This window comes from Cytobacillus sp. C11.1, from assembly GCF_058145115.1.
Genome location: NZ_CM176935.1, coordinates 698,277 through 723,693, shown reverse-complemented (window position 1 = coordinate 723,693; position 25,417 = coordinate 698,277). Strand labels below are relative to the sequence as shown.

At 40.6% G+C, this 25,417-nt stretch carries 20 protein-coding genes and 1 pseudogene; 16 read left to right on the top strand and 5 right to left on the bottom strand.

The features are described from left to right. Window positions 1-26: 26 nt before the first annotated feature. Window positions 27-185 (bottom strand): Spo0E family sporulation regulatory protein-aspartic acid phosphatase, encoded by a 159-nt coding sequence (locus AC3ZVC_RS03635; RefSeq protein ID WP_490068816.1) that lies wholly within the window; start codon window positions 183-185, stop codon window positions 27-29. Between the two features lie 176 nt (window positions 186-361). On the opposite strand from AC3ZVC_RS03635, the gene sigW reads away from it, so the two are divergent. From sigW to AC3ZVC_RS03590, 9 genes are all read left to right on the top strand, one after another. After that, on the top strand, window positions 362-925 hold the full coding sequence (gene sigW / locus AC3ZVC_RS03630) for an RNA polymerase sigma factor SigW (protein ID WP_490066300.1): 564 nt from the start codon (window positions 362-364) through the stop codon (window positions 923-925). Between the two features lie 17 nt (window positions 926-942). Then, complete coding sequence (locus AC3ZVC_RS03625) at window positions 943-1,572, top strand: zf-HC2 domain-containing protein (RefSeq protein WP_490066299.1); 630 nt, start codon at window positions 943-945, stop codon at window positions 1,570-1,572. Window positions 1,573-1,772: 200 nt separating this feature from the next. Further along, on the top strand, window positions 1,773-2,600 hold the full coding sequence (gene cdaA, locus AC3ZVC_RS03620; protein ID WP_490066298.1) for a diadenylate cyclase CdaA: 828 nt from the start codon (window positions 1,773-1,775) through the stop codon (window positions 2,598-2,600). Beyond that, the gene (locus tag AC3ZVC_RS03615) at window positions 2,593-3,903 is read left to right on the top strand and encodes a CdaR family protein (protein WP_490066297.1); all 1,311 of its coding nucleotides are present in this window, start codon (window positions 2,593-2,595) and stop codon (window positions 3,901-3,903) included. Before cdaA ends, AC3ZVC_RS03615 begins: the two co-directional genes overlap by 8 nt. 41 nt (window positions 3,904-3,944) lie before the next feature. Next, entirely contained in the window at window positions 3,945-5,294 is a 1,350-nt protein-coding gene (glmM, locus tag AC3ZVC_RS03610; RefSeq protein ID WP_490066296.1) for a phosphoglucosamine mutase, read from the top strand. Window positions 5,295-5,954: 660 nt separating this feature from the next. After that, window positions 5,955-7,757, top strand: coding sequence for a glutamine--fructose-6-phosphate transaminase (isomerizing) (gene glmS / locus AC3ZVC_RS03605; RefSeq protein ID WP_490066295.1), 1,803 nt, complete (start codon window positions 5,955-5,957; stop codon window positions 7,755-7,757). Between the two features lie 404 nt (window positions 7,758-8,161). Then, window positions 8,162-10,075: a PTS mannitol transporter subunit IICBA gene (locus tag AC3ZVC_RS03600; protein ID WP_490066294.1), complete on the top strand. Its 1,914-nt coding sequence runs from the start codon at window positions 8,162-8,164 to the stop codon at window positions 10,073-10,075. A gap of 90 nt (window positions 10,076-10,165) precedes the next feature. Further along, on the top strand, window positions 10,166-12,265 hold the full coding sequence (locus AC3ZVC_RS03595) for a BglG family transcription antiterminator (protein ID WP_490066293.1): 2,100 nt from the start codon (window positions 10,166-10,168) through the stop codon (window positions 12,263-12,265). A gap of 13 nt (window positions 12,266-12,278) precedes the next feature. Continuing rightward, window positions 12,279-13,424 carry a mannitol-1-phosphate 5-dehydrogenase gene (locus AC3ZVC_RS03590; protein ID WP_490066292.1) on the top strand — a complete coding sequence of 382 codons (1,146 nt, stop codon included), beginning with the start codon at window positions 12,279-12,281 and terminating at the stop codon, window positions 13,422-13,424. A gap of 108 nt (window positions 13,425-13,532) precedes the next feature. Here AC3ZVC_RS03590 and AC3ZVC_RS03585 read toward each other — a convergent pair whose 3' ends face one another. Next, a complete protein-coding gene (locus tag AC3ZVC_RS03585) occupies window positions 13,533-14,369 on the bottom strand; it encodes a TetR/AcrR family transcriptional regulator (RefSeq protein ID WP_490066291.1) in 837 nt (278 codons plus the stop codon). 94 nt (window positions 14,370-14,463) lie between these two features. Between AC3ZVC_RS03585 and AC3ZVC_RS03580 the strand changes: the two genes are divergently transcribed. After that, a complete protein-coding gene (locus AC3ZVC_RS03580) occupies window positions 14,464-17,547 on the top strand; it encodes an efflux RND transporter permease subunit (RefSeq protein WP_490066290.1) in 3,084 nt (1,027 codons plus the stop codon). Between the two features lie 52 nt (window positions 17,548-17,599). Here the strand turns inward: AC3ZVC_RS03580 and AC3ZVC_RS03575 are convergent, their stop codons facing one another. Continuing rightward, window positions 17,600-18,823, bottom strand: coding sequence for an MFS transporter (locus tag AC3ZVC_RS03575; protein WP_490066289.1), 1,224 nt, complete (start codon window positions 18,821-18,823; stop codon window positions 17,600-17,602). Between the two features lie 192 nt (window positions 18,824-19,015). Here AC3ZVC_RS03575 and AC3ZVC_RS03570 point away from each other — a divergent pair, with 192 nt between their 5' ends. Both AC3ZVC_RS03570 and AC3ZVC_RS03565 read left to right on the top strand, forming a co-directional pair. Further along, the gene (locus AC3ZVC_RS03570) at window positions 19,016-19,582 is read left to right on the top strand and encodes a hypothetical protein (protein ID WP_490066288.1); all 567 of its coding nucleotides are present in this window, start codon (window positions 19,016-19,018) and stop codon (window positions 19,580-19,582) included. An 18-nt stretch (window positions 19,583-19,600) separates the two neighbouring features. After that, window positions 19,601-19,912 (top strand): annotated as a pseudogene (locus AC3ZVC_RS03565) (efflux RND transporter permease subunit); the annotation flags it as partial. Between the two features lie 339 nt (window positions 19,913-20,251). Here AC3ZVC_RS03565 and AC3ZVC_RS03560 read toward each other — a convergent pair. Beyond that, a complete protein-coding gene (locus tag AC3ZVC_RS03560) occupies window positions 20,252-20,902 on the bottom strand; it encodes an aspartate/glutamate racemase family protein (protein ID WP_490066287.1) in 651 nt (216 codons plus the stop codon). Window positions 20,903-21,273: 371 nt separating this feature from the next. On the opposite strand from AC3ZVC_RS03560, the gene AC3ZVC_RS03555 reads away from it, so the two are divergent. The 4 genes from AC3ZVC_RS03555 to AC3ZVC_RS03540 all read left to right on the top strand — a co-directional run bounded on the left by AC3ZVC_RS03555 (window position 21,274) and on the right by AC3ZVC_RS03540 (window position 24,462). Further along, window positions 21,274-22,287 carry an MMPL family transporter gene (locus AC3ZVC_RS03555; RefSeq protein WP_490066286.1) on the top strand — a complete coding sequence of 338 codons (1,014 nt, stop codon included), beginning with the start codon at window positions 21,274-21,276 and terminating at the stop codon, window positions 22,285-22,287. Beyond that, entirely contained in the window at window positions 22,280-23,692 is a 1,413-nt protein-coding gene (locus AC3ZVC_RS03550) for an efflux RND transporter permease subunit (RefSeq protein WP_490066285.1), read from the top strand. Before AC3ZVC_RS03555 ends, AC3ZVC_RS03550 begins: the two co-directional genes overlap by 8 nt. Further along, window positions 23,692-24,258 carry a TetR/AcrR family transcriptional regulator gene (locus tag AC3ZVC_RS03545; protein ID WP_490066284.1) on the top strand — a complete coding sequence of 189 codons (567 nt, stop codon included), beginning with the start codon at window positions 23,692-23,694 and terminating at the stop codon, window positions 24,256-24,258. Before AC3ZVC_RS03550 ends, AC3ZVC_RS03545 begins: the two co-directional genes overlap by 1 nt. A 69-nt stretch (window positions 24,259-24,327) precedes the next feature. Further along, complete coding sequence (locus AC3ZVC_RS03540; RefSeq protein WP_214724202.1) at window positions 24,328-24,462, top strand: BA3454 family stress response protein; 135 nt, start codon at window positions 24,328-24,330, stop codon at window positions 24,460-24,462. 94 nt (window positions 24,463-24,556) lie between these two features. Here AC3ZVC_RS03540 and AC3ZVC_RS03535 read toward each other — a convergent pair whose 3' ends face one another. Next, on the bottom strand, window positions 24,557-25,045 hold the full coding sequence (locus tag AC3ZVC_RS03535; protein WP_490066283.1) for a DUF4145 domain-containing protein: 489 nt from the start codon (window positions 25,043-25,045) through the stop codon (window positions 24,557-24,559). Window positions 25,046-25,417: the final 372 nt, after the last annotated feature.

Genomic DNA, 25,417 nt, shown 5'->3' with positions numbered 1-25,417 from the left:
ATGAGCAGAACCGCTATGAGTTCTGCTCATTTTTTTGATGTAAGTATATAGTATTTATTTAGAAGTCGATCGAGCTTAATGCTAGTTTCTACTACCCGATGGTTAGTAAATGAAGTAACTGCTGCTAACTGTACCATTTCCGACCGGCAATCCTCAATATCTCTTAATAAGTCATCTACAAACACCGTAACCAACCCTTTTCCATAATTTTAGTACTTTTATACCCCTGATAAAATTTTTTTAAACCAGAAGAAGTAAATATTTGTTAATATAGAAAATGAATGTTTTTTATAAAAAAATGAAACCTTTTCCGCTATCGATTCGTAATATCGATTAGCCGCAGTGGAGCGGAGGTAAAAAAATGGAGACAGTCGTAAAGAAAAGGATCAAGCAAGTATTAAAAGGCGACCAGGATGCTTATGCTGAAGTAGTTGAAATATATAAAGATAAGGTGTTTCAAATTTGTTTCAGAATGCTGGGTAACAGGCATGAAGCCGAAGATATTGCGCAGGAAGCATTTTTAAGGGCATATGTGAATATCAGCAGCTTTAATATTGAATTGAAGTTTTCTACGTGGCTATATCGGATTGCCACTAATCTCTGTATAGACAGGATAAGGAAAAAGAAGCCGGATTATTACCTGGATGCAGAAGTTGCGGGCACGGATGGGCTTAATATGTATTCTCAAATTGCCTCGGATGCCAGGCTGCCTGAAGACGATGTGGAAAGCTTGGAGCTGCAGGAGACGATTCAAAGGGAGATATCCAAGCTGCCTGAAAAGTACCGATCAGTTATTGTACTGAAGTATATTGAAGAGTTATCGTTAAATGAGATCAGTGAAACGCTGGATCTTCCTTTGGGGACGGTTAAAACCCGGATTCACCGGGGCCGGGAAGCGCTTAGAAATCAATTACGATATGTTTAGTAAAGAGGGTGAGAACTTTGAAATGTCCAGCAGAAATTATTCTTTATATGCATGAGTATTTAGATGAAGAGATCTCAGCCGAACATGAAAAGGAATTAAGGGTACATCTTCAAACCTGTGAAGAGTGCCAAAATCATTTTCACGAGTTGAAAAAAACGATAGCTTTAGTACAAAGCACTTCACATATACAGGCACCAGAAAATTTTACAGCTAAAGTGATGGCGAAACTGCCAAAGGAAAAACGCAAGGTCGGTGTACAGCGCTGGTTCAGGCAGCATCCGCTTTTAACCGCAGCTTCCCTATTTCTTGTATTAATGATGGGCAGCCTTGTCTCTTCTTGGGATCAGGACCACCAGTTATCAGTTTCCAAACAGCCAAATCTGGTTGTGCAAAATGATAAGGTTATTGTTCCAGAAGGGGAAATTGTTAAAGGTGATGTTGTTGTAAAAAATGGAACTTTGGAAATTCAAGGTCAAGTAGAAGGAAATGTTACTGTCATTAATGGGGAGCAGTATATGGCTTCTGCAGGAAAAGTAACGGGAGAAATAGAAGAAGTTAACGCCATTTTTGAATGGATTTGGTACCACATTAAAAAGGCATCAAAGGATATTGTTAGTGTCTTTGACAATGATGAATCAGAGAAATAAAAATAGCTAATAAAAGAATCCCTGCTCTAGAGCAGGGATTCTTAATATCAGCGCAATAAATTTTCCAGCTGTTTGCGTGGCCGCAAAATTGGAATTAGGTTTAAATATGATATAATATGAAAGTTACATATATAAAGGAACATACCATAGCTTGAACGTAAAGCTTATAGCTTTTGAAATATATATTTGGAGGAAGGACAATGTCGTTTGCAGATTTCTCTATTTTGAAATTGTTGGCTAATACAATAGACATTCTCCTTGTTTGGTACGTCATCTATAAACTCATAATGATTGTCAAAGGAACGAAGGCTGTCCAATTGCTAAAAGGTATATTTGTCATTATCCTTGTTAAAGTGGCAAGCGACAAGTTCCACCTGCAAACGTTAGGATGGATGATGGAACAAGTGCTTCTTTGGGGATTTCTTGCCGTTATTATTATTTTCCAGCCGGAGTTGAGGAGAGCGCTGGAACAATTGGGAAGAGGGCGATTCTTCTCGAGGAGCGGAAATCAGGAGGAGGAAGACCAGGAGAAACTGGTGGAATCTATTGCCAAGGCGGTAGATTACATGGCTAAACGCCGAATTGGCGCACTTATTTCGGTTGAACGGGAAACTGGGATGGGGGATTATATTGAAACGGGCATACAGCTTGATTCGAAAATCTCATCGGAGCTTCTCATTAATATATTTATTCCGAACACCCCGCTGCATGATGGAGCTGTCATCATTCAAAAAAATTGTGTTGCTGCTGCAGCCTGTTACTTGCCGCTGTCGGAGAGCCCCTTTATCTCAAAAGAGCTTGGCACCAGACATAGGGCGGCTTTAGGTATAAGTGAAGTAACCGACAGCATTACAATTGTTGTTTCTGAGGAAACGGGAAGTGTATCTTTAACAAAGAATGGTGAGCTGCACCGTGATTTAAAATCGGATGCTTTTAAAGACATGCTTTCGAATGAATTGCTGGCTCAATATAAAATAAAGCAGACTTCTTCAGGTCGTTGGAACTGGAGGGGGAAAAAGAATGGATAAGTTCATTGATAAACTTGTCGATACCCGCTGGTTTATGAAAGTAGTTGCCTTGATATTGGCCCTCTTTCTATTTGATTCTGTATACGATGCAGACAAAGAATTAAAGGATGTAAATGTTCCTGGTGAAAAGGACTCCGAGGTCATTGCAGATGTACCGGTGAAAAGTTATTATGATACCGAAAATCTGGTGGTGACAGGTATTCCGGAAACAGTCGATTTGACTATCACAGGTCCAAAAAGCCACCTGCAGCCGGCTAAAACGCAAAGAAACTTTGAAGTCTATGTGGATTTATCGGATGCAGAAGTAGGAAACGAAAGAGTTGAAATAAAAATCAGGGATATCTCCGACAAGTTAAAAGTTACAATTGATCCACAATATGCAAATGTCACCATACATGAGAAAGTGACACAGGAGTTTAGAGTGGAAGCAGAATTTAATAAAAGCTTGCTTGGCGAAGGGTATACATCCGAAGCAGCGGCGGCAGAACCCAATACAGTCAAAGTTACCGGATCAAAAGAGGTTATTGAACGAATCAGCTTTGTAAAAGCCACCTTAGATTTAAAAGGGCCTATTACAGAGACAATAACAGAGGAAGCAACGGTAAGGGTGCTGGACCGTGAGATGAACAAACTTGATGTCATTGTGGAACCTCAAGTGATTCGGGTAACCGTACCAGTCCAGCAGTTAAGCAAAACGGTTCCTATTACAATCGTCCGCAAAGGGAATCCGCAAAATGGCGTTACTATTAATTCTGTTGAACTTGATGTAAATGAGGCTGTGATTACCGGTCGTGAAGATGTTCTGAATGAGACAGAAAGTGTAAGAGTGGAAGTGGATGTGAGCCGGATACAAGAAGATACTGTGCTTACTGTCCCGGTTATCATTCCCGATGGCATTTCAGGGGCTGATCCAAAAACGGTAAAGGCTAATGTAGATGTAAGTGTAACGGAAGATGCAGAAAAAGAGGAAACTGCGGAAGAACCGGCAGAACAAACACAAGGACAGACAACAGAGGAAATGAAAACATTCTCAAACCTCCCTATCAATTTAGTTGGGTTATCCGAAGAGTTCGAGGCTGTCCTTAAAAATCCAGCTTCCGGAAGGACAAGTATAACGGTTTCTGGAAAAAACAATGTGGTTCAGGAGCTGAGTGCCAGCGATCTTAGTGTTTATCTCGATTTGGCCGGCCTTGGAGAAGGGGACCATGAAGTCAATATAAATGTCGACGCGCCTGCTGAGGTAGATGCAAAGCCTGCAGCAGGAAAAGCGGTAATATCTATCACGCAAAAAGAAGAGGCTTAATTATATAGTATTTTTAATAGTAAGAAGGAGCGATTACGAAAATGGGTAAATATTTCGGTACAGATGGAGTACGCGGAGTTGCAAATAGTGAATTAACACCGGAACTGGCTTTTAAACTGGGCCGTTTCGGAGGGTACGTATTAACGAAAGACCATGACCGCCCAAAGGTATTAATCGGTCGTGACACCCGTATATCCGGTCATATGCTGGAAGGAGCACTTGTAGCAGGACTATTATCAATTGGCGCAGAAGTGATGCGCCTCGGTGTTATTTCCACTCCGGGAGTTGCATATTTAACAAAAGCGCTAGGTGCTGAAGCTGGGGTTATGATATCTGCATCCCATAACCCGGTTGAAGATAATGGAATTAAATTCTTTGGTCCAGACGGATTCAAGCTTTCAGATGATCAGGAAGCAGAGATTGAGGAATTAATGGATATGGCGGAAGATCAGCTGCCAAGACCAGTCGGGGGAAATCTCGGACAGGTTAATGACTATTTTGAAGGCGGACAGAAATACCTTCAATATTTAAAGCAGACCGTAGACGAGGATTTCTCAGGCATACATATTGCTTTGGATTGTGCACACGGGGCAACGTCACCGCTTGCTACGCATTTATTTGCTGACCTCGATGCAGATTTATCGATGATGGGAGCTTCTCCTAACGGATTAAATATTAATGCAGGGGTTGGATCTACACATCCAGAAGCGCTTGCTGCATTTGTTAAGGAAAAAGAAGCAGATGTAGGTCTGGCTTTTGATGGAGACGGCGACCGTTTGATTGCAATTGATGAAAATGGCGATATTGTAGATGGTGACCAGATCATGTATATCTGCGGAAAATACATGAAAGAGCAAGGAAGACTTAAGCAAAACACAGTGGTATCTACTGTGATGAGCAACCTTGGCTTCTATAAGGGGCTGGAAGCTAACGGTGTCAAAAGTGTTCAGACTGCTGTAGGAGACCGCTATGTTGTGGAAGAAATGAAGAAGAACGGCTACAACCTTGGCGGAGAACAGTCAGGGCATATTATTTTCCTGGACTACATTACAACTGGGGATGGATTGCTGACAGGCCTTCAGCTTGTTAACATCATGAAAGTAACCAAGAAACCATTATCTGAACTCGCGAGAGAAATGCAGAAGTTCCCGCAAAAGCTTGTGAACATCCGTGTAACAGACAAGCATCATGTAACAGATAATGAAAAAGTGAAAGAAATCATTGCCCAGGTGGAAGAAGAAATGAACGGAAACGGCAGGATTCTTGTCCGTCCTTCTGGTACAGAGCCGCTTGTACGAGTAATGGCTGAAGCGCCAACAGGAGAACTTTGCGCATCATATGTAGAACGTATTGCAGCTGTTGTAGAGACTGAAATGGGTTTAAAAGAATAAACAGAAGAATATGCATAAGGGAACTCATTAATTCCCTTATGCATATTTTAAATATATGGAAGTTTACAGGGTCAACATAAGGGTATATCCAAATGGGCGGCTTGGCAGCTTCCTGAATTTTTCTGTTGACGGAATGTTAGAATATGATGTATGATAATCCTGTTTTTGTATTTAGAATACAAATACTTTTATTCAAGCAGAGAAAGGTGGGTAGGAAACAGAGCAATATATAAAGCGCCTGGACTGATCCTGATAGTTATTGGATTAGTTGACGAGGAGGAGGTTTATCGAATGTTCGGCGGATGCCTCCCGGTTGAAAGCACAACCGAAAATCCTTTCTTTAAAACATTTGGGCAACTGAATGGACAAAGAGAAGGGAATGCTAATTAGAAAAGCAAAAACGCCTTGCTAAAAGTGGAACGCAGACTAAAATCGCCACGTCCTGTGGCAACGTCTGCATGACCCGCATCCTGCGGGCCTCAAGCATAAGACGATTCCTGTAAGAAGGTGTTCTTTCCTTTTGGAAGGAATCGGCTTAGACCTGAGAGCCCCTAGGCGCTGTAGCTAGACATCTAACTAAATCTATAAAAAAACAGAGATAAGGGGCAAGACTGCCCCGAAAAGGCTTCTTGCCCCTTCATTTTTAGGAGGAAAAGAAGTATGTGTGGTATCGTTGGATATATTGGAAACTTAGATTCGAAAGAAATTTTATTAAAGGGCTTGGAAAAGCTTGAATATAGAGGCTATGATTCAGCTGGAATCGCGGTTATGAATGATAACGGCGTTCAGGTTTTCAAAGAAAAAGGCCGTATTGCGGACCTTCGCAATATTGTTGATGAAGATGTGATGGCAAACACAGGGATCGGACACACTCGCTGGGCGACACACGGTGTTCCAAGCACAGTAAATGCTCACCCTCATCAAAGTAATTCCGGCCGCTTTACGCTTGTTCATAATGGCGTAATTGAGAACTATGATATCTTAAAGCGCGAATATTTGCAGGGAGTTGCTCTTAAGAGTGATACAGATACGGAAATCATCGTTCAGCTGATTGAATTATTCGTGAACGAAGGATTAAATACTGAAGAAGCGTTCCGCAAAACGCTGACACTTTTAAAAGGCTCTTATGCGATCGCCCTTTTGGATGCAGAAAACGATGAAACGATTTTTGTTGCGAAGAACAAGAGCCCGCTTCTGGTTGGTTTAGGCGAAACGTTCAATGTAGTTGCTTCTGACGCAATGGCGATGCTTCAAGTTACAGATCAGTATGTTGAATTGATGGACAAAGAAATCGTTATTGTTACCAAAGATGCTGTTAAGATTCAGACGCTGAATGGCGAGGAAATCAGCCGTGATCCGTATACTGCTGAATTGGATGCAAGCGATATTGAAAAGGGAACATACCCTCACTACATGCTGAAAGAAATCGATGAGCAGCCTTTAGTGATGCGCAAAATCATCCAGAAGTATCAAAATGATAATGGCGAGCTGACAATCGACCAGGAAATTGTTGAGACGATGAATGATGCGGACCGCATTTATATCATTGCTGCAGGTACTTCTTATCATGCAGGTCTTGTTGGAAAGCAGTTCATTGAAAAAATTGCAAAAATTCCAGTTGAAGTTCACATTTCAAGTGAGTTTGGCTACAACATGCCATTGATTTCAGAGAAGCCGCTATTTATCTTTATCTCTCAAAGCGGTGAAACAGCAGACAGCCGTGCCGTGCTTGTAAATGTAAAGGAAATGGGCCATAAGGCTTTAACGATTACGAATGTTCCTGGTTCTACTCTATCTCGTGAAGCGGATTATACTTTATTGCTTCATGCAGGACCTGAAATTGCCGTTGCTTCTACAAAAGCTTATACAGCCCAAATAGCTGTTCTATCTATTCTTGCTGAAGTAACAGCCAAGAGCCGCGGCATTGAGTTAGACTTCAACCTTGTTCAGGAGCTGGGTATTGTAGCAAATGCCATGGAAGTTCTTTGTGACGCGAAGGAAGATTTTGAGGAAATCTCAAGTAAATTCCTTGCTACTACACGGAACGCTTTCTTCATTGGCCGCGGAATTGATTTCTATGTAGGCCTTGAAGGTGCGCTAAAGCTGAAGGAAATCTCTTATATTCAGGCTGAAGGCTTTGCTGGCGGAGAATTGAAGCATGGTACCATCGCTTTGATCGAGAACGGTACGCCGATCATTGCCCTAGCAACTCAAGAAAGTGTAAATTTAAGTATTCGCGGTAACGTCAAAGAGGTTGTTGCCCGCGGAGCAAACCCTTGCATCATTTCCATGAAAGGGCTGGAAACGGAAGAAGACAGTTTCATCATCCCGGAAGTGAACGAGTTATTAACACCTCTTATCTCTGTAATACCATTACAATTAATTTCTTATTTTGCTGCACTGCACCGCGAGTGTGACGTGGATAAACCGCGTAACCTGGCTAAGTCGGTTACAGTGGAGTAGGCTAAATAAAATAGAAAAACGAATACATTTTACATTAAAAAAACTGTTCCTTAAGGAGCAGTTTTTTTAATTGAAATAATTATGGGATACAGAATAGAAGGTCATATGAATGGTTAAGCTACGCCGCTCTATTACATTGCAGCCTTAATAGAGCAAACAAAATAGAAATCTGGTCGAACTAAAAAAAAACCTTGCCTTTCAAAATCTTCATATCTCTCAAAAAGCTGAAAGCAGTGTCTGAAACAGAGCTATATAATTTCTTAAAAGGATAAAGAATAATATTTTGAGAAACAATAACTTTGTCATTAATGCTGCGACAAAGTTAGGTATCAAGTTTGTTGAGTTTGAGGGTATTGTACTTTAGGATAATCTAAGTACTATATTTCTGAAAGGAATGAGTGTAAATGGCTCAATCTAATATAAAAGTAGCTGTTCAAAAGTTCGGTAATTTCCTTAGCTCTATGGTTATGCCGAATATTTCAGCTTTCATAGCCTGGGGGTTAATTACAGCATTATTTATACCAACTGGCTTTTTTCCAAATGAAAGCCTTGCCAAAATGGTGGGCCCAATGGTTACCTACTTGCTTCCAATTTTAATCGGGTATACCGGAGGCAAGCTGGTGCATGAGCAGCGGGGCGCGGTTGTTGGTGCCATTGCGACAATGGGGGTTATTGCTGGTGCAGATATCCCTATGTTCCTGGGTGCGATGATTATCGGCCCGCTTGGCGGATGGGTGATTAAGAAGTTTGACCAGATGATTGAAGGGAAAGTCCGAGCTGGATTTGAAATGCTGGTCAATAATTTCTCAGCAGGGATTCTGGGGGCAATCCTCGCCATTCTTGCATTTTTGGGTGTTGGCCCTATCATTGACGCCTTTACAGAATGGCTTGTAGCTGGTGTTGATTGGCTGGTTGGAACAGGCCTGCTGCCGCTGACAAGCATCCTAATCGAGCCTGCAAAAGTTTTGTTCTTAAATAATGCGATCAACCATGGTGTTCTTTCGCCTATTGGTGTAGAACAGGTAAAACAAACGGGACAGTCTATTCTGTTTCTTCTTGAGGCAAATCCTGGCCCTGGTATTGGCGTCCTCCTTGCGTATATGTTTTTCGGCAAGGGAACAGCCAAGAAATCAGCTCCTGGTGCCGGAATTATTCACTTTTTTGGCGGTATTCATGAGATTTATTTCCCATATATTCTTATGCGCCCAATGCTGTTTTTCGCCGTTATCCTTGGCGGAATGAGCGGTGTTTTCACATTGGTTCTGTTAGGCGGTGGATTATTCGCTCCATCATCACCAGGCAGTATTATCGCGATTACCGCGGTAACACCTCACCATACGAGTGCATATGTAGCTAACTTTGCTGGTGTTTTTGTAGCTGGAGCTGTTTCCTTCATCGCTTCTTCCTTCATTTTGAAAACAGGGAAGCAGGGTGAAGATGATATCGAAGCAGCGGCACAAAAGATGCAGGAAATGAAAGGCAAGAAAAGCTCAGTATCAAATGTATTTGCTGGGGATCAAGGAGCTCTGCCTGATAATGTTACCCAAATTATTTTTGCCTGTGATGCTGGAATGGGATCAAGTGCAATGGGGGCGTCTCTTCTCCGCAAAAAGGTGAAAGAAGCTGGAATGGATATTGCGGTCACGAATACAGCAATCAGTAATCTGCCGGCAGATGCTCAAATTGTCATTACGCAGGAAGAACTGACTCCGAGAGCGCGGAATAAAGTGCCTAATGCTTACCATATTTCTGTGGATAACTTCCTTTCAAGTCCGGAGTACGATAAATTAATCAGTGAACTGCAGTTCCCGGCAAATTCTGAGCTTCATGAAATTGTCGAGGAAGCTGAGGAAAATGTTCCTGATAATCAAGATGAGGAATTAGCACATGAAGACGACTTGCTGCGTCGGGAAAATATCTTTTTAAATCAGCAGTTTGCTAATAAAGAAGAGGCAATCCGCTTTACCGGCAGAGCACTTGTTAACGCTGGCTACGTAGATGAGAGCTATATTGAAGCGATGATTGAGCGTGATAACATTACTTCAACTTATATGGGAAATGATGTTGCAATACCTCATGGAACGGAAGAAGCAAAGAAAGCTGTCATTAAGTCAGGGTTCACTGTGGTGCAGGTGCCGAATGGTGTTGACTTTGGTGGTCAGAAAGTACGTTTGATTTTTGGTATTGCGGGGAAAGATGGTACACATCTTGAAATTTTATCCGGTATAGCTGTAACATGCTCAGATATGGAAAATATCGAAAAGATGGTTGAGGCTGATACAGCACAGACTATTATCGATATCATTGGCAAAAAATAAATAGATTCGGATTAATGAATAGAAAAGCGTATTTATTCGCTTTTCTATTCATTGTTCTCTTTTTACATCACTCAGAAATGAGATGATCTCATGTATATTACATCGAGGGAAAAAGCCATTATCGAATTAATTATCAAAACATCAGGAAAACACACGGCTTTATCCATTGCTTCTACTCTAAATGTCAGTGCCCGAACCATTCAGAGAGATTTAAAGGCTGTAGAAAAAACGATCAGGGAGTTTGACCTTAAGCTTGTGAGAAACAATGATCAGGGCCTTGTGATACAGGGAAGTAACGAGCAAATATTTCGGCTGATCCAGTATATGATAAGCATCAATCCAATTGATCAATCTCCGCAGGAACGGAAATTGCGTCTCCTTCTAGCTGTTATGGAGGAGGAGTTATATAAAACTCAGGTTCTGGCAAGTCATCTAGAGATCAGCACGGCGACACTTGCAGCTTACTTGGATGAACTGGCTAAATGGCTTGAGAATTTTCAATTACTGCTTACAAGAAAAAGAGGAGTCGGGGTAGAGCTTAAAGGTTTAGAAGTAAACAAACGAAGAGCGCTTGTACATTATTTCCTTCAATATTTTAACGAAGAATTAATCGAGAAGTTGTTTATGCTAGAAAAAGGGGATTATTCTGAGAAGAATATTCTATATTATTTTATGCCTGAAAATCTTCTTGCAGTCAATGAATCGGTTAATTCGGCTTTTAAGAGCGGACATACCCATTTTACGGATAGCGGGCATCTGGAAATCATTCTACATATTTATATTACTTTGCAGAGAGTAGAGTCTCGTTTTTTTATAAATAAGGATGTAATCCTTCCAGAGAGAGAAATAACCAATGAATATGAGGTAATGAGACAAATTACAAGTGAACTAGAACATAAATTAGGTTTAACTTTTTCGGAACAAGACATTCTTTATTTGGCACTGAATCTCAAAGGCACAAAACCCCGTGAGGCTGAGTCAGTCCCTTATGATAGTATCGTTCTCGCACAGAAGATAAAAAATGTAATTAAATCGGTTTCTGAACAGCTCCATGTGGATTTGACCAGGGATTTTTCCTTGTTTCAGGGCCTGCTTGCACACATGGAACCAGCCTTATTCCGTATGAAACAGAAATTAGATTCATTTAATCCTCTTAAAGATGAAATCATTAGGAAGTATCCCATCCTTTTCATGGCCGTAAAAAATAGTGTGAAAGAGGAATTTAAAGAAATTGATCATTTTCCTGATGATGAAATAGCTTTCATGGTTCTGCATTTCGGATCTGCTTTGGTGATGCAAGAAGAGAACTTGCTGATAAGAGCATTGGTGATTTGCCCAACCGGAATTGGAACATCTAAAATGCTGATGAGCAGAATAAAAAAAGAAATAACAGAGATTGATGAAATTGACATAAAATCGATTAAAGAGATTACAGAGGAAGTAGACCTGAATGTATATGATATTATTCTTTCAACTGTCCGACTTCCCATTATTAATGCTGAGTATATTTTAGTGAATCCGCTATTAAGTGAAGAAAATATCCTTACAATAAAAGATTTTTTACAGAGCAATATAGAAAACCTCACAAAAGACAAGCAGTATCAAAAGGTTGCCCATCACGGTATAAGCACGTCTGCAAATAAGAAAAATATCGCCTTAACTGATATGCTTAAAGAGGTAAAAGATATTCATCATAGTATAGAGGCTATCCTTCATAACTTCCGGTTTTATCAAATGGATAAGCGGACAAGTCAGGAACAAATTCTAAAGAAAATGGTTATGAGAGCTGAGGGTGAAAACCTGCTGACAAATCCAGCCGCTATTATGGAAGCTCTGAAGGAGCGAGAACGGAAGGGAGGCCTCGGTATTCCTGAGACCAATATCGCCCTTTTCCATGCCAGGAATGAAAACGTGAGGGAACTTATTTTTCAGATTGCCCATCTGCCAGACCCATGTTTTGTAAAAGGGATGGATGGAAACGATGTAGCAATGAAGAACCTTCTGCTCATGCTGGCCCCAGAAGAATTAAGCATAAGAGAGCAGGAGATATTAAGCTTAATTAGTACAAATATCATTGAAACCGATGAGGCAATTCTGGTTTTTTCTTCAGCAAATGAAGAAATGATCTGCAAAAAGCTAGAAACTATATTTGTAGAGTATCTTCAATCGAATTTTAAAATAAATCGATAAAGGAATGAATTAGATGAGACAAGTAGTGCATTTTGGAGCAGGCAACATTGGAAGGGGATTTATCGGTGCCCTTTTTTCCCAATCAGGGTACCATGTTGTTTTTGTAGATATTGCCGATCAGATTATTAATCAGTTAAATGAGGAAAAGCAGTATAAGGTTATGCTTGCTGCAAATGAGCAGGAGACGATGACCATCGAAAACGTTTCTGGGCTAAATAATCTGAAACAAGAAAAAGAAGTAGTCGATGCGATCAAAAATGCAGCATTTTTGACGACTGCGATCGGACCTAATATTCTTCCTAGGATTGCACCGCTAATAGCTAAGGGATTAGCAGCTAGAGTGGCGGAAGGCAAAGGTGAAAAACTTTATGTGATTGCCTGCGAGAATCAAATATCAGCAACAGACCAGTTAAAAGGGTATATTTTAGAGCACCTTGACGAAAAGGTAAAAGAAACGGTTCAGAAGCATGTATCTTTCTTAAATTCTGCTGTGGATCGAATCGTTCCAATTCAAAATAATCAAGGGTCACTGGATGTTTTGGTTGAGCCATATCATGAATGGGTTGTGGAGACAACGGGAGAAATTCCACCAATTGAAGGAATGAAGATTGTCCCTGAACTTGCTCCTTTTATCGAAAGAAAATTGTTTACAGTGAATACAGGACATGCCGTTATCGCTTACCTCGGCTATCTTAAGAATAAGAAAACGATTGACCAAACGCTTGCTGATGAAGAGATTTACAATCAGGTTCAGGCTACTTTGGGTGAGACCGGGGCCTACTTAATTAAGCGTTATGAATTGGATCCTGAAGAACATCAGAAATATATTGATAAAATCATCAGCCGTTTCCAAAATGCCCACTTAAATGATGGTGTAACGAGAGTCGGACGTTCACCATTGAGAAAACTTGGCCCAGATGACCGTCTAATACGTCCGGCAGTTCAAGCACAAAAAGCAGGTCTTTCCGCTGTCAACCTTGCAATGGCAATAGCTGCAGCCTTAATGTTTGATTACGAGGGAGATGAAGAGGCAGTAAAAATGCAGGATATGATTGAAGAAAATGGAGTGGCGTATGTACTTCAAGAGGTTTGTCGTCTTGATAAATCAAGTGACCTTGCAAATGAAATTATCAGCCAATATCAATCCTTGAAAAAGTAATCGTTCATTAAAAAATTCTAAAAACCTCATGCTTTCGAGTTTCTCGTTAGCCTGAGGTTTTTTGGTCTGTTAATTTTACATGAAGCATTAAAAGAATTATAAAAGATGTTAAACATGATAATATTTTCGAAGCAAAAAGGCGATCATTTTGCAATGTGGATCGTTTTGAATATTTGAAATCAATCCTTTTATAATAGCAGGGCTCAAGCTGGGTTCCAGCACATCCTGCTTAAGCAGGACCAGTGATTCCTTTTCAATTGACTCCTCTAATTCCTCTATTTTTTGCTCCATGATTTCAATCAATTTCCCGGCAGTTATTTCTTCATCTACCGGTTCCCTGAACATCACATATAGCTCGTCCGTGATAAAGGGGATCGTTGATTGCTTTGCCATCAGGTCTGTTTTTTCCGCGAGGGATCGGCACAGAAGGTTCAGGTCCAAAGGCACATTGAAAAATAAAAATAAATGAGAGTATATATGCATGAAGCCTTTAATGCAATAGATTAAATCGTATTTTGTATGTTTGACAGTCTCTCCATATAACTGATCTAACATTGATAGGGTTATATCATCAATTAATTGGTCAAAGTGGCGCCCTTTTGATAGTAGTTCTTCATTGAATGTATGCGCTTGTTCTTTAATAAAGATCTTTGCAAAGTCTGAATGCTTCTGAAAGGAGTGGAATGAAGTGTAAAAAAACTTGTTTAAAAGTCCTTTACCTGTAATATTCGGATCTTTGACTATATGGTCAATATCTGAAATGAATTGCATCATAAAATGATCAATCAATGCCATAATCAATTCATCTTTTGATTTAAATGATAAGTAAAAAGCGCCTTTGGAAATACCGGAATGCTCAGTGATCTGCTGAACAGAGGTAGCTTCAAATCCTTGCTTGGCAAAGAGTTCTAATGCGCTTTCCATAATTAATTGTTTTTTGCTCATGTAATGCTGTCACTCCTTTTTGATTGACAAATGACCAATCGGTCATTATTATATGTAATTGAGTCTAACAAGTCAATTAGGGGTAGGTGTACGAGTGAAAGGTTTGGTCAATTTTGTGCTGCAGAATAAACTTGCAGTCTGGCTGTTAACAATTATTATCACGGTATCTGGAATCTATTCGGGTACACGGATGAATATGGAGACCATACCGGATGTCTCAATCCCTTACTTAATGGTAATGGACGTATATCCGGGGGCCACTCCAGAAAAAGTGATGGAAGATGTGTCCATCCCAATCGAAAAAACCGTGGAAGGCCTTGAAGATGTTAAATCAGTTTACTCAAATTCATATTCTAACATGTCAAATATCCAAGTGGAATATGAATATGGTATTGATATGGACGAAGCCAAGCGTGCTCTCCAATCAGCCCTCGATACAGTGGAGCTGCCGGAAGGAGCACAGGAGCCGACTATCACTGCCATCAGCATGAATATGATGCCGGTTGCTGCGCTAAGTGTAAGCAGCAAATCGGAGGATATTGTTGAGTTAACGTCAACAGTAGAGGATATCATCCTGCCGAAACTGGATAAAATTGATGGTGTGGCATCGGCGACCATCACTGGTCAGCATGTGGAAGAAGTGCAGCTCACATACAATCAAGAGAAAATGGCTGTGCTTGAGCTGACCGAAGAAAAAGTAAAGGAAATGATCCAGGCAAGCAACATGGCTGTATCATTGGGACTTTACGAGTTTGAGGAAGGAGAACAGGCTGTCGCAGTAGACGGCAAGTTCATGACTGAGGAAGAATTAAAGAACATGCTCATCCCGGTAACACCATCCGCACAAAACCAATCACCTTTTGTGAAGCTAAGTGACGTTGCCGAGATTGATACGGTCGGCAGAGTACAATCTGTCTCCCGGACAAATGGCGATGATGCCATTGCAATTCAAATAGTTAAAGAACAGCAGGCAAACACGGTTGAAGTCGTTAACAGTGTAAAGGTATTAATCAAGGAAGAAAAGGAAAAGATCGAGGGCCTTGTCCTAGATGTCTCGCTTGACCAGGGAGCGCCAATAGAAGAGTCTGTTTCAACCATGATTGAAAAAGCAGTGTTCGGCGGGCTGATTGCAGTCTTAATTATTTTGCTGTTCCTGCGTGATTTTAAATCAACGATTATTTCGATCGTATCGATTCCAGTTTCGATTTTCATGGCTTTGCTGCTGCTGAACTGGATGAATATTACCTTGAATATTATGACGCTTGGAGCCATTACGGTTGCCATCGGCCGTGTAATTGATGACTCTATCGTTGTGGTTGAAAATATTTACCGCCGCCTGCATTTAAAAGAAGAAAAACTAACAGGGCGTGCCCTTATTCGAGAAGCTACGATTGAGATGTTCAAGCCAATCCTGTCCTCGACTTTAGTAACGGTTGCTGTATTTGCGCCGCTCATTTTTGTTGGAGGCATGGTCAGCGAGCTGTTTATGCCATTCGCTTTGACGATGACGTTTGCGCTTGGTGCTTCACTCCTTGTGGCAATTACAATCGTTCCAGCGCTATCTCACTTCTTGTTTAGAAAAAAATTGTACAGCGAAAAAACGGAAGGCAGCCATAAAGAAGCTGGAAAGCTATCAAAATGGTATAAAGGCATTCTCGAGAAGTCTCTAAATCATAAGATTATTACATCCATCATTGCGGTTGTATTGCTGGCGGGCAGCTTAGCTCTAACACCAATGATCGGATTCAGCTTTATGGGCAGTGAAGAAGATAAAGTGATGTATCTAACATACACGCCTGAAGCTGGAGAACTGAAAGATGAAACTTTAAAGAACGTTGAAGCAGTAGAAGAAGAAATGCTTAAACGAGAAGATATTGACATTGTTCAAATATCTGTAACCGAAGAAGCGGATCAAATGGCTGCCATGATGGGCGGAGGAGCAGGCGGAGCCTTAATGTACCTGATCTTTGACCCTGAAATGGATAATTTCCCTGAGGTCCGTGAAGAGATAGAAGATTATGTGTTTAATATCGGACAATCAGGTGAATGGAAGAGCCAGAACTTCTCTTCTATGTCCGGTTCAACCAATGAAATCAGCTACACATTCTACAGTGAAGATTTAGATAAACTGAATGACTCTGTCAAAATGGTAGAAGACGTAATGAAGGAAAACGAAGAATTGGAGGACGTTTCTTCAAGTGCAGAAGACGCCTTTGTTGAATATACCTTCAATGTTGAGCAGGATGAACTGCTGCAGTACGGTCTGACAGCCGGACAAATTGTCATGATGCTGAATCCGTCAAAAACACAGGATGTTTTGACTACAATTGAAAAAGACGGAGAAACGATTGAAGTCATCGTACAGCAGGAGCAAGCGGAACAGCCGAAATCCATTGATGATATCCTGGCAACGCAGGTGCCGACAGCGATGGGTACAACTATGCCTCTTTCCGAGCTTGTCACAGTGAAAGAAGGTACAACGCATAATACGCTTGCACGCAGTAAAGGCGAGTACTACTCAACCGTGTCAGGTACGGTCAAAGGCGATGACATCTCAAAGGCTACTTCTAAAACAGATGAAGCGATTGATGAATTGGATCTGCCTAAGGGTGTAACAGTCGGAGTTGCGGGCGTTCAGGCAGATATGACTGAGACGTTCACTCAGCTTGGGGTTGCGATGCTTGCAGCCATCGCGATTGTGTACTTCATTCTGGTCGTTACATTCCGTGAAGGGGTGGCGCCATTTGCGATTCTCTTCTCCCTTCCATTTGCCGTGATTGGTTCTTTCGTTGGCTTGTTAATTGCTGGCGAAACCATTTCTGTATCGGTCATGATGGGACTATTAATGCTAATTGGTATTGTCGTAACCAATGCCATCGTTCTGGTGGACCGGATCATCCATATGGAACGTGACGGTCTGGTCATGAGGGAAGCGGTGCTGGAAGCGGGAGCAACCCGACTTCGCCCAATCCTGATGACAGCCATTGCGACAATTGGTGCATTAATTCCATTGGCCATCGGCTCTGGCGGTGGAGGGCTTATCTCCAAAGGCCTTGCGATTACCGTTATCGGCGGTCTGACAAGTTCGACGCTATTGACCCTTATCATTGTGCCAATCGTGTATGAAGTATTATCTAAAATGTTTAAGAAAAATCGCAGAGAAATCGAAGAAAACTAAAAAGAAGCCCTGCAGGATAAATGAATGCTGCAGGGCTTCTCTATTTATTCAATTAAATTCCCCTAATAAACTCCCTCTTTTCTTTTACAAGATCCACTCTTGCAAACAGAAGTGCATACATAATAGTAAAAATAAGATACGACAAGCCAATAATCAGGCTAAGAGTCCTCGGGGCAAAAATCTCCAGCAGGAATACTGCTGCACCCATGGAAATAGCCAGGGAAAGGTTTGAAACCATCTGCATTAAACCAAAAAAGGTTCCCTGTTTGGATCGGGGTATGAATTTCATCATGACCGTGTCCAGGCAGATGTTGCCAAGGCCGCCAGCAAAGGTGATCAGCACAACGGTGAAAAGTGCTGCATAAAAGCTTGGTGCGAGGCTTAATAAAATATGGCCAGTGCCTTCTAAAGCGATAAAGATGATCGCGAGTATCAGGAGGCCCTTCTTGATCATATGAGAAAAGAATGAACTTAGAATGAGTCCAATCCCCAATGCGCCATACATAAACCCAACGCCCAATTCTCCCATATCAAAAACTTCCAGCCCATAAATGCTTACAAGAATATTGTCAATTCCATTGGCGAGCGGCATGGTCAGCATCATGATAAAAAAGGCAATCAGTGCAGAAGAGCCAAGTATAAGTCTCGCTGGCGAAATCGCAGCAGATGTTTTCGTTTTTTTTCTATTTTCCTCAGAGACAGCCGGGAAAACCATCCTGGAGATTAGATATGCTGATAACAAGAAGGTAAGGCCGTTAATCATGAAAGCAGCATTGTTTCCCAGAAAGTAGGCGAGGATTCCGCCGGTGCTTGATCCAATAATGAGGACGGCCCCGATCATGACTTGTTCAACCGCATTAACATATATGAGCCTATCTGATTTTACAAGGGCAGGTATCGCAGACATCCTGGCTGGTGAGTAGATGGCTTCTGCAGTTGAGATTAGGAACGCACTTGCGTAAACCATCCATAAATCCCCTGCGTCCCTTACGAAAAGCAGCCCCAGGACAACAGGCACTCTCAACAAGTCTGCTGCCACCAGAATGGCCTTTTTGGAAAAGCGGTCTGCGAGCATTCCGCCTATTGGGGCAATGAAGAAAAAAGGTGCCATGCGAATGGCGAATAACAGCCCAATCGCTACTCCGGAACCGGTTACGTGGTATAGCAGTGCAAGCAGCGCAACCTGTGTAAATCGATTTCCAATTCCATTAATGACACCAGCCCAAAAGAGCTTTTGATAATTTGCTTCCTGTTTCCATACAGTCCAATTTGTCATTTTTTCCGTACCTCTGCGAATGTTAATTCGATATATACCTACTTTACTGATAGAAGTATTTAATTAGATAAACATCTAATTAGATTATATTCGAATTAGATTATTTTCACAATCAAAAAAATTTACATTTTTTTATAGAGGTGAAACTTTATCTTTTGGATAATCGTAAAGGTTATTAAGGAGGCGGGTTTGATGAAATTAATTTTCGAGGTTCTATTTCTATCAATTGTTATCTATTACAGCTATCATTACATCATTTTAATAACGAAAATGAAGAAGAAAACTGCCCTTATTCCTTTAGACAAGATTGACCTGAAAACAGTAAGGAAATTCCCCCAGAAATCTGCGGATGCCCCTGTTATCTCAAAAAATAAGCTGGGACTAACCATGTATGCTGTCATGCTGTTTTTTCTAATCGCTATGTTTATATTCGGAAAATATAATATTAAGTTCAGCTGGACATATCTCTATCTGCTGTTTATCCCTTTAATCAATGCCAAGGATCTTCTGAATGTATTTGCTGTCTATGATGACGGCTTTATAAGTGGAAGCAAGTTTGTTCCATGGAAAAAGGTGAAATCCTTTCATTTCAAAAAAATCGTTTTGAATCATAAATACTATGGATATTCTCAGGAAGTAAATGAAGGCTATGAACTGATCCTTAAAACAAAAATGACCAGCCACAGCCTAGTTGTAACGGAAGAGGAAATGAAGGAAAGGCTGGCAAGTGTTTTCGAAGAGCATGTGAAAAAGGGATAAAGATTACTGCATTTATCCACAGAGTTGATTGGAGCGGTTGACCGTATTATTCATATGGAACGCGGCGGTATGGTGATGCGGGAAGCGGTACTCGAAGCCGGTGCAACTCGTCTTCGCCCCATCCTTATGACAGCCATTGCGACAATCGGTGCCTTGATCCCGCTGGCAATCGGCTCAGGCGGTGGCGGTTTAATCTCAAAAGGCCTTGCAGTTACGGTAATCGGAGGTTTAACAAGTTCAACGTTATTAACACTAATTATTGTTCCGATCGTTTATGAAATCTTATCCAAGATATTCAAGAAAAAACGTAGAGAAATTGATGAAAACTAAAAAGATAGCCCTGCAGGCTTAATAATTGCCTGCAGGGCTTTTTTATTTTTAACTGTGTTATAGCTAATTCTTGATTTAGCCCCGTGTTGTTTGGAGCGGAGGCATGAGAGCATGAGACTTCAGCTAGATAAGCGAATCAAAGGGAGGCGCAGAGCGCCGAGGAGCTCTTGGGACCGTCCGCGGCGAGTGCCTGCAGCGGAAATAAATACTCAAGCTTAACAGAGCATTATTTTTAGTGCTTATGATCAGATTAGTGTTGATCACTTGCAGGACTTTTAAAGAGGTGGCAAACACAAGAGTAATAAACTTATAATTATAAAGCGACAAATGGAAAGTTAATTATTTGGAAACTTGGAGCCTATCTTTGAAGTAATCCAAACATCTTTTAGCAGTAAGTATCGGACCAGTTAAGATGGGAACAGAGGTATCGACTTGGCTGGCAACATGAGACATACTGTATTGGGATAAAACAATTACATCCACACTTTTTTCTATTTCCAGTATCATTTCTGATATTAAGCGATCATGCTCCTCCGTATTGCCTCTATGCAATAAATGAAGTGCTTTTTTATTAATTAAAGACTCAATATGGATGTTTGGTTTTTTTTCATATAAATAGTCTTGCAGAGCGAGGGGGGTAGCTCTTACGGTAGAAATTAAGCCAATCCGATGATAAGCCAGTGCTTCATCCAGCATCGCTTCATCCGACCGAAATATCTTAACATCGTACAAAGGCTGTAGGACGCTAGACAAATTATTAAATGCAGAACAAGTTAATTGGATCATATCTACATCGGAATCGATTGCCGAATCGAGCAAACGGGTGAAGCTTCTTATAATAGCCGGGGTTAATTCACCTTGCTTTTCTAACCTGTTTAATAAACCGGTATCCAGTAAATGTATAATTTCTGCATCGGGGGCAACCTCGTTAAAAGCTTCTTCAATTGGTTGAATCGATTCTTTCATAGCGTGTACTAAAGCAACCTTCATTTTGCCAGCTCCTTTGTAATTATAATTGCCAACCAGAGCATTTACTCCTTTAGCCGTTTTAATTTATTTCTATATGCATTTACTGACTCCTTGTTTATTTCAGCAAATTCCGTTTTTCCAAAATTTATGCTTTCTTTAATCTAAGTGTAATACTTGAAAGAAAGGAATTTAAAAATAACCTTAAAATAGTATATTAATGATCCATAGGTTCTCCGGCTACCGGACGAAAAGCTGAAGTAGGGATTTTCCTGTAACTACAGCTTATTTATTTTCAAAGTGTGATATGAATCACACCAAATTTAAAAGACGTTTGTATAATTAAATGTAAGTAACTACTAACATACAATGGAGTAACTAGGGAGGGAAATAAATTGAAGATCCTTATTAAGCTTGCGGGGATATTGGAGAAATATCCGATGAAGGCTATCCTGCTTTCCATTGCTGCCATTATTTTAACTGCGGTTGGAGTGCAAAATATTGAAATGGCAACTGGAAATGATACTTTAATCAGCTCAGAATCCCGGGTTTATCAGGAGAACGAACAGTTGGAAAAAGAATTTGGCGGTGAATCGGTCATAGTAATGTATGAAGCAGCCCGAAGAGATAGTTTGCTAACCATTCAAAATTTAAAACATATGAAAAGACTGGAGAATGAGGTGATTGCAGAACAAGATATTTACAGCATCATCAGTCCTGTCACTTTTGTTGAACAAATGTCAGATAAACAATTTCAGAACTATCAGGATGGAATAGGAGATATTAGCGGCAGTTTGGAAAAAGTGGGGGGAAACTTCGCAACCATCAGCAGTAAATTGGACTTGATGTCAGCCAATGCAGATATTTTACACCCGGGTTTGCCTGAGAAGCAGGAGACATTGGAGACTATGATTCACGATAAGGATGGCCAGCTTCGAAGCGTGTTTGAAGAGGTTGTTATCGATGATCGACATATGATGATGGTCATCAAATTTGAAGGAGGCACATCGGATTCATCCAAAAGTGAGATTGTTGAAAAGATGAATCGTTTCTTAAATGAAAACAAACTTGAAACCACGGATGTGTTCGTTTCCGGGAAACCGGTATTGGACGATGCTATTCGGACATCCATGAAGGAAAGCATGAAGAAAATGATGATGCTTTCTGTGGTATTCATGATTATCATTTTGTCTCTTGTTTTTAAGGTAAGCTGGCGTATTCTGCCGCTCGGCATGATTTTGGCTGCCGTCATTGGCACAGTCGGATTAATGGGATGGATTAGCATTCCGGTCACAATGGTTTCAATGGCTGTTTTTCCAATTCTAATTGGCCTGGGAATTGATTATGCGATTCAGTTTCAGAGCCGCTATTCAGAAGAAATGAGTGCAGAGGAGGCTCAAAATGAATAAACAAGTACAAAGCCGTGCAAAAAAGAGTTTACACCAAACTGTTGTTAAAATGACACCAGCTGTCATGACCGCTCTGATTGCAACAGCTCTCGGATTTATTTCCTTATATACGTCCCCTGTGCCGATGATTCAGGATTTTGGAAAAATGTTGACTGTTGGTATGGTTGTCAGCTTTTTTATGGGTGTCTTTTTCTTGCTTCCAATCCTTTTTGCGAGAGATTCCTTTTTTGGTGCTAAAAAAGTTAAAGTTCAAGCTAAAGGGAAGAGTCATTCAAAAACTGAAGCAATGCTGTCCTTTTTTGCTAAGAAGTTTATCAAATGGCGCTGGCTAATCCTTACGTTTGCTTTTTTAACAGCTGGATATGGCATTTGGGCAGATTTGGATGCTCATGTGGAAACAGATGTCGAAACCTTTATGCCACAGGACACACAGCAATTGAAGGATATTCAAAGACTTAGGGATTTAATCGGAACCACAGATCAGATTTCTATTGTTTATAAAGGAAAAGATGTCCTGTCACCAGAAAGCCTTGTCTGGACGGATTCTGTTACAAGTTCGCTGAATCACGAATTTCCTGATACAGTAATCGATGCGAATTCCATCTCAAGTGCTCTCAAGAAAATGAATGAAGGCTCTCTCCCGGAGAAAATTGAACTTAAAGATCAAATAAATAAAATGCCTGAGGGGCAATTGAAGCTTCTAATAAATGAGGATCGTTCCAAGGGTGTCATTAATGTTGGGATAAGGCACCTGGAAGCACAGGAGTTGCAGGATTTTATTGATGAATTAACCGTCTTTTTGGAGGGAAGAAAACAAGCAGGTCTGGAAACATCGATTACGGGAAAAGCAGTATTGGATGCTGAAATGGTGTCTGCCTTGACAACAGGGAGGTACAAAATGACCTTGCTTGGGATGGGCCTCGTATTTTTAGGCCTATTGCTGATTTACCGACAGCCCGTAAAAGCATTCCTTCCCTTGCTTCCAATTATCTTAATTATTGGATGGTCCGGTCTTGCTATGGCTTTTCTGGATATTAAGTATACCCCGTTAACAGCCACTCTTGGAGCATTGATTATTGGCATTGGCACAGAGTTTACTATTTTAATCATGGAAAGGTATTTTGAAGAACGAAAGAAAGGTCTGCAAGCGCATAAGGCTGTGGAGATTGCCAGCCGTAAAATAGGAAAAGCCATTTTCGCTTCTGCACTGACGACAATTGGAGGATTTAGCGCTTTAATGGTGTCAGACTTTGTCATCCTTAGCAATTTTGGATTAATGACACTCATTAACATTTTATTGGCTTTAATTAGTACCCTTGTTATCATGCCGGCAATATTGATTATTTTGGATCGTTTTGTAACAATAAAATCAACGGGGAAGAGTGAACCTAACGTGACAGGGTGATGGCATTGAGAGATAAGACGGAGCAAATCCTTACAGCGGCAGCTGCTGTTTTTATAAAAAAAGGGCTTCAGGCAACTACACAGGAAATCGCAAAAGAAGCAGATGTTGCGGAAATAACACTATTCCGCAAATTTTCCACAAAGCAAAATCTTTTTATAACAGTTATGAAGAAAGTGCTCGAGACTAAATTTGATGTGAAGCTAATGCAGCTGGCTGAAGAGGAAGATACAGAGGTTTTTTTGAAGGAAGTAATGAATAACAGACTTAATGTTTTATCTAAGAATGCCCCAATGGTCAGAATGCTTATTTCCGAAAGTTTGATGGGGAATTTGACGGAAGAACTGCAATTGCCGGAAATTATTTTTAAAAGTATTAAAAAGGCATTGGATCATCATTTTCAAATAAAAGAAAAGGTAGTGGACACAGAGCTTTGGGCCAGACTGCTTGGCGGAATCTTTTTGAGTTATATCGTTCTGCCAAATGATCGCCCCTATCACATCCTAGAAACAGAAGAAAAGAATGCACTTCTCGAAAAATATGCAAAATCGGTATTAAGCTTGCTTTGAGTAAAAGGGTTTTAAAACCGGCCTTTGTTGGTAGTTATATAGTATAACAACCAGAAAGGATCATGAGATATGAAAGAAATCACTGTAACGATTGATTATGATGGAATGAAATATCAGACCAATATCATCACAAATAAAGAAGCCCGTGATGAGGAAATTATGAAACAGGCAGAAGACCAGGTCAGAAAACAATGGGCAGGGTGAATCTGCGAAAGGATACATTAAAACCCCTTTATTAGCACCATTGTGTGGCAGATAAGGGGGTTTTTGTATACGTTGATGAGGTTTCATAAATTTTTTAACGGAGCTTTTGATCCAACTTCGCCTGCAAAAATTCAATTCTATTTGGCAGGACAAATAAATACTCTATTAAACTTTCTAATAGCTCCATCAATAATGCAGCCATCTCTTGATCAATATCCTTTTCAAGGTCAAGCATTTGGTAAAAGGCGCTTCCCGGCTGAACCAGCTGGCTTAGAGCTTCTAGGGGCCTTGCTAAATCAACATGTTTTGGCAATTGTTCAAATTGCTTTGAAAGATTTTGCCCTTTGATTTCTTCACCGAGAAAGTTTTTAAGAATGCTTTCCAGGACCCGTTTTGACATGACTGCAGTAGCAACCGTATCTTTGGATTGGCTGACGTTTAATGCGGATCGGTAAGCTCTTGTTAAATCAGCCGGTATATCTTGGATTTTCTCTAGATGAGTCAAAAGCTCTTTGGCAGAGTTGGGATCATAAATATAAAGGGCAGTTTCTTCGCTTGTTTGATCGGTTTGGTTAAGAATCATAATAAAGACTGACTCTTTTTTGCAGGCCGAACATACCCCGTGGGAAAGAATGCTTGACTTACTTGTATGGCTATAATTAGCTTTAATTGTGAAAAGGCTTGTTTTACCGCATTTCGGACACTCGCATTGAACGCTTGCGGGTATTTTTTTATAGCCGAACTGACTATGAGAAACAACTTGCGCAGGCAATACCCTTCTCATAATATCCCTCCGTATATCTTTTTAACGTGACTATACTTAAATTACCATTCCATTACATTTAAGTATAACTTTGAAAATAGTAAGGACAAGCCTGAAAAATCTGGAATTTAGTAGGATTTAGCGATATAGGCATTAATGGTGAAGACAAAAAGGAGCTGCTTTCAATTTAGA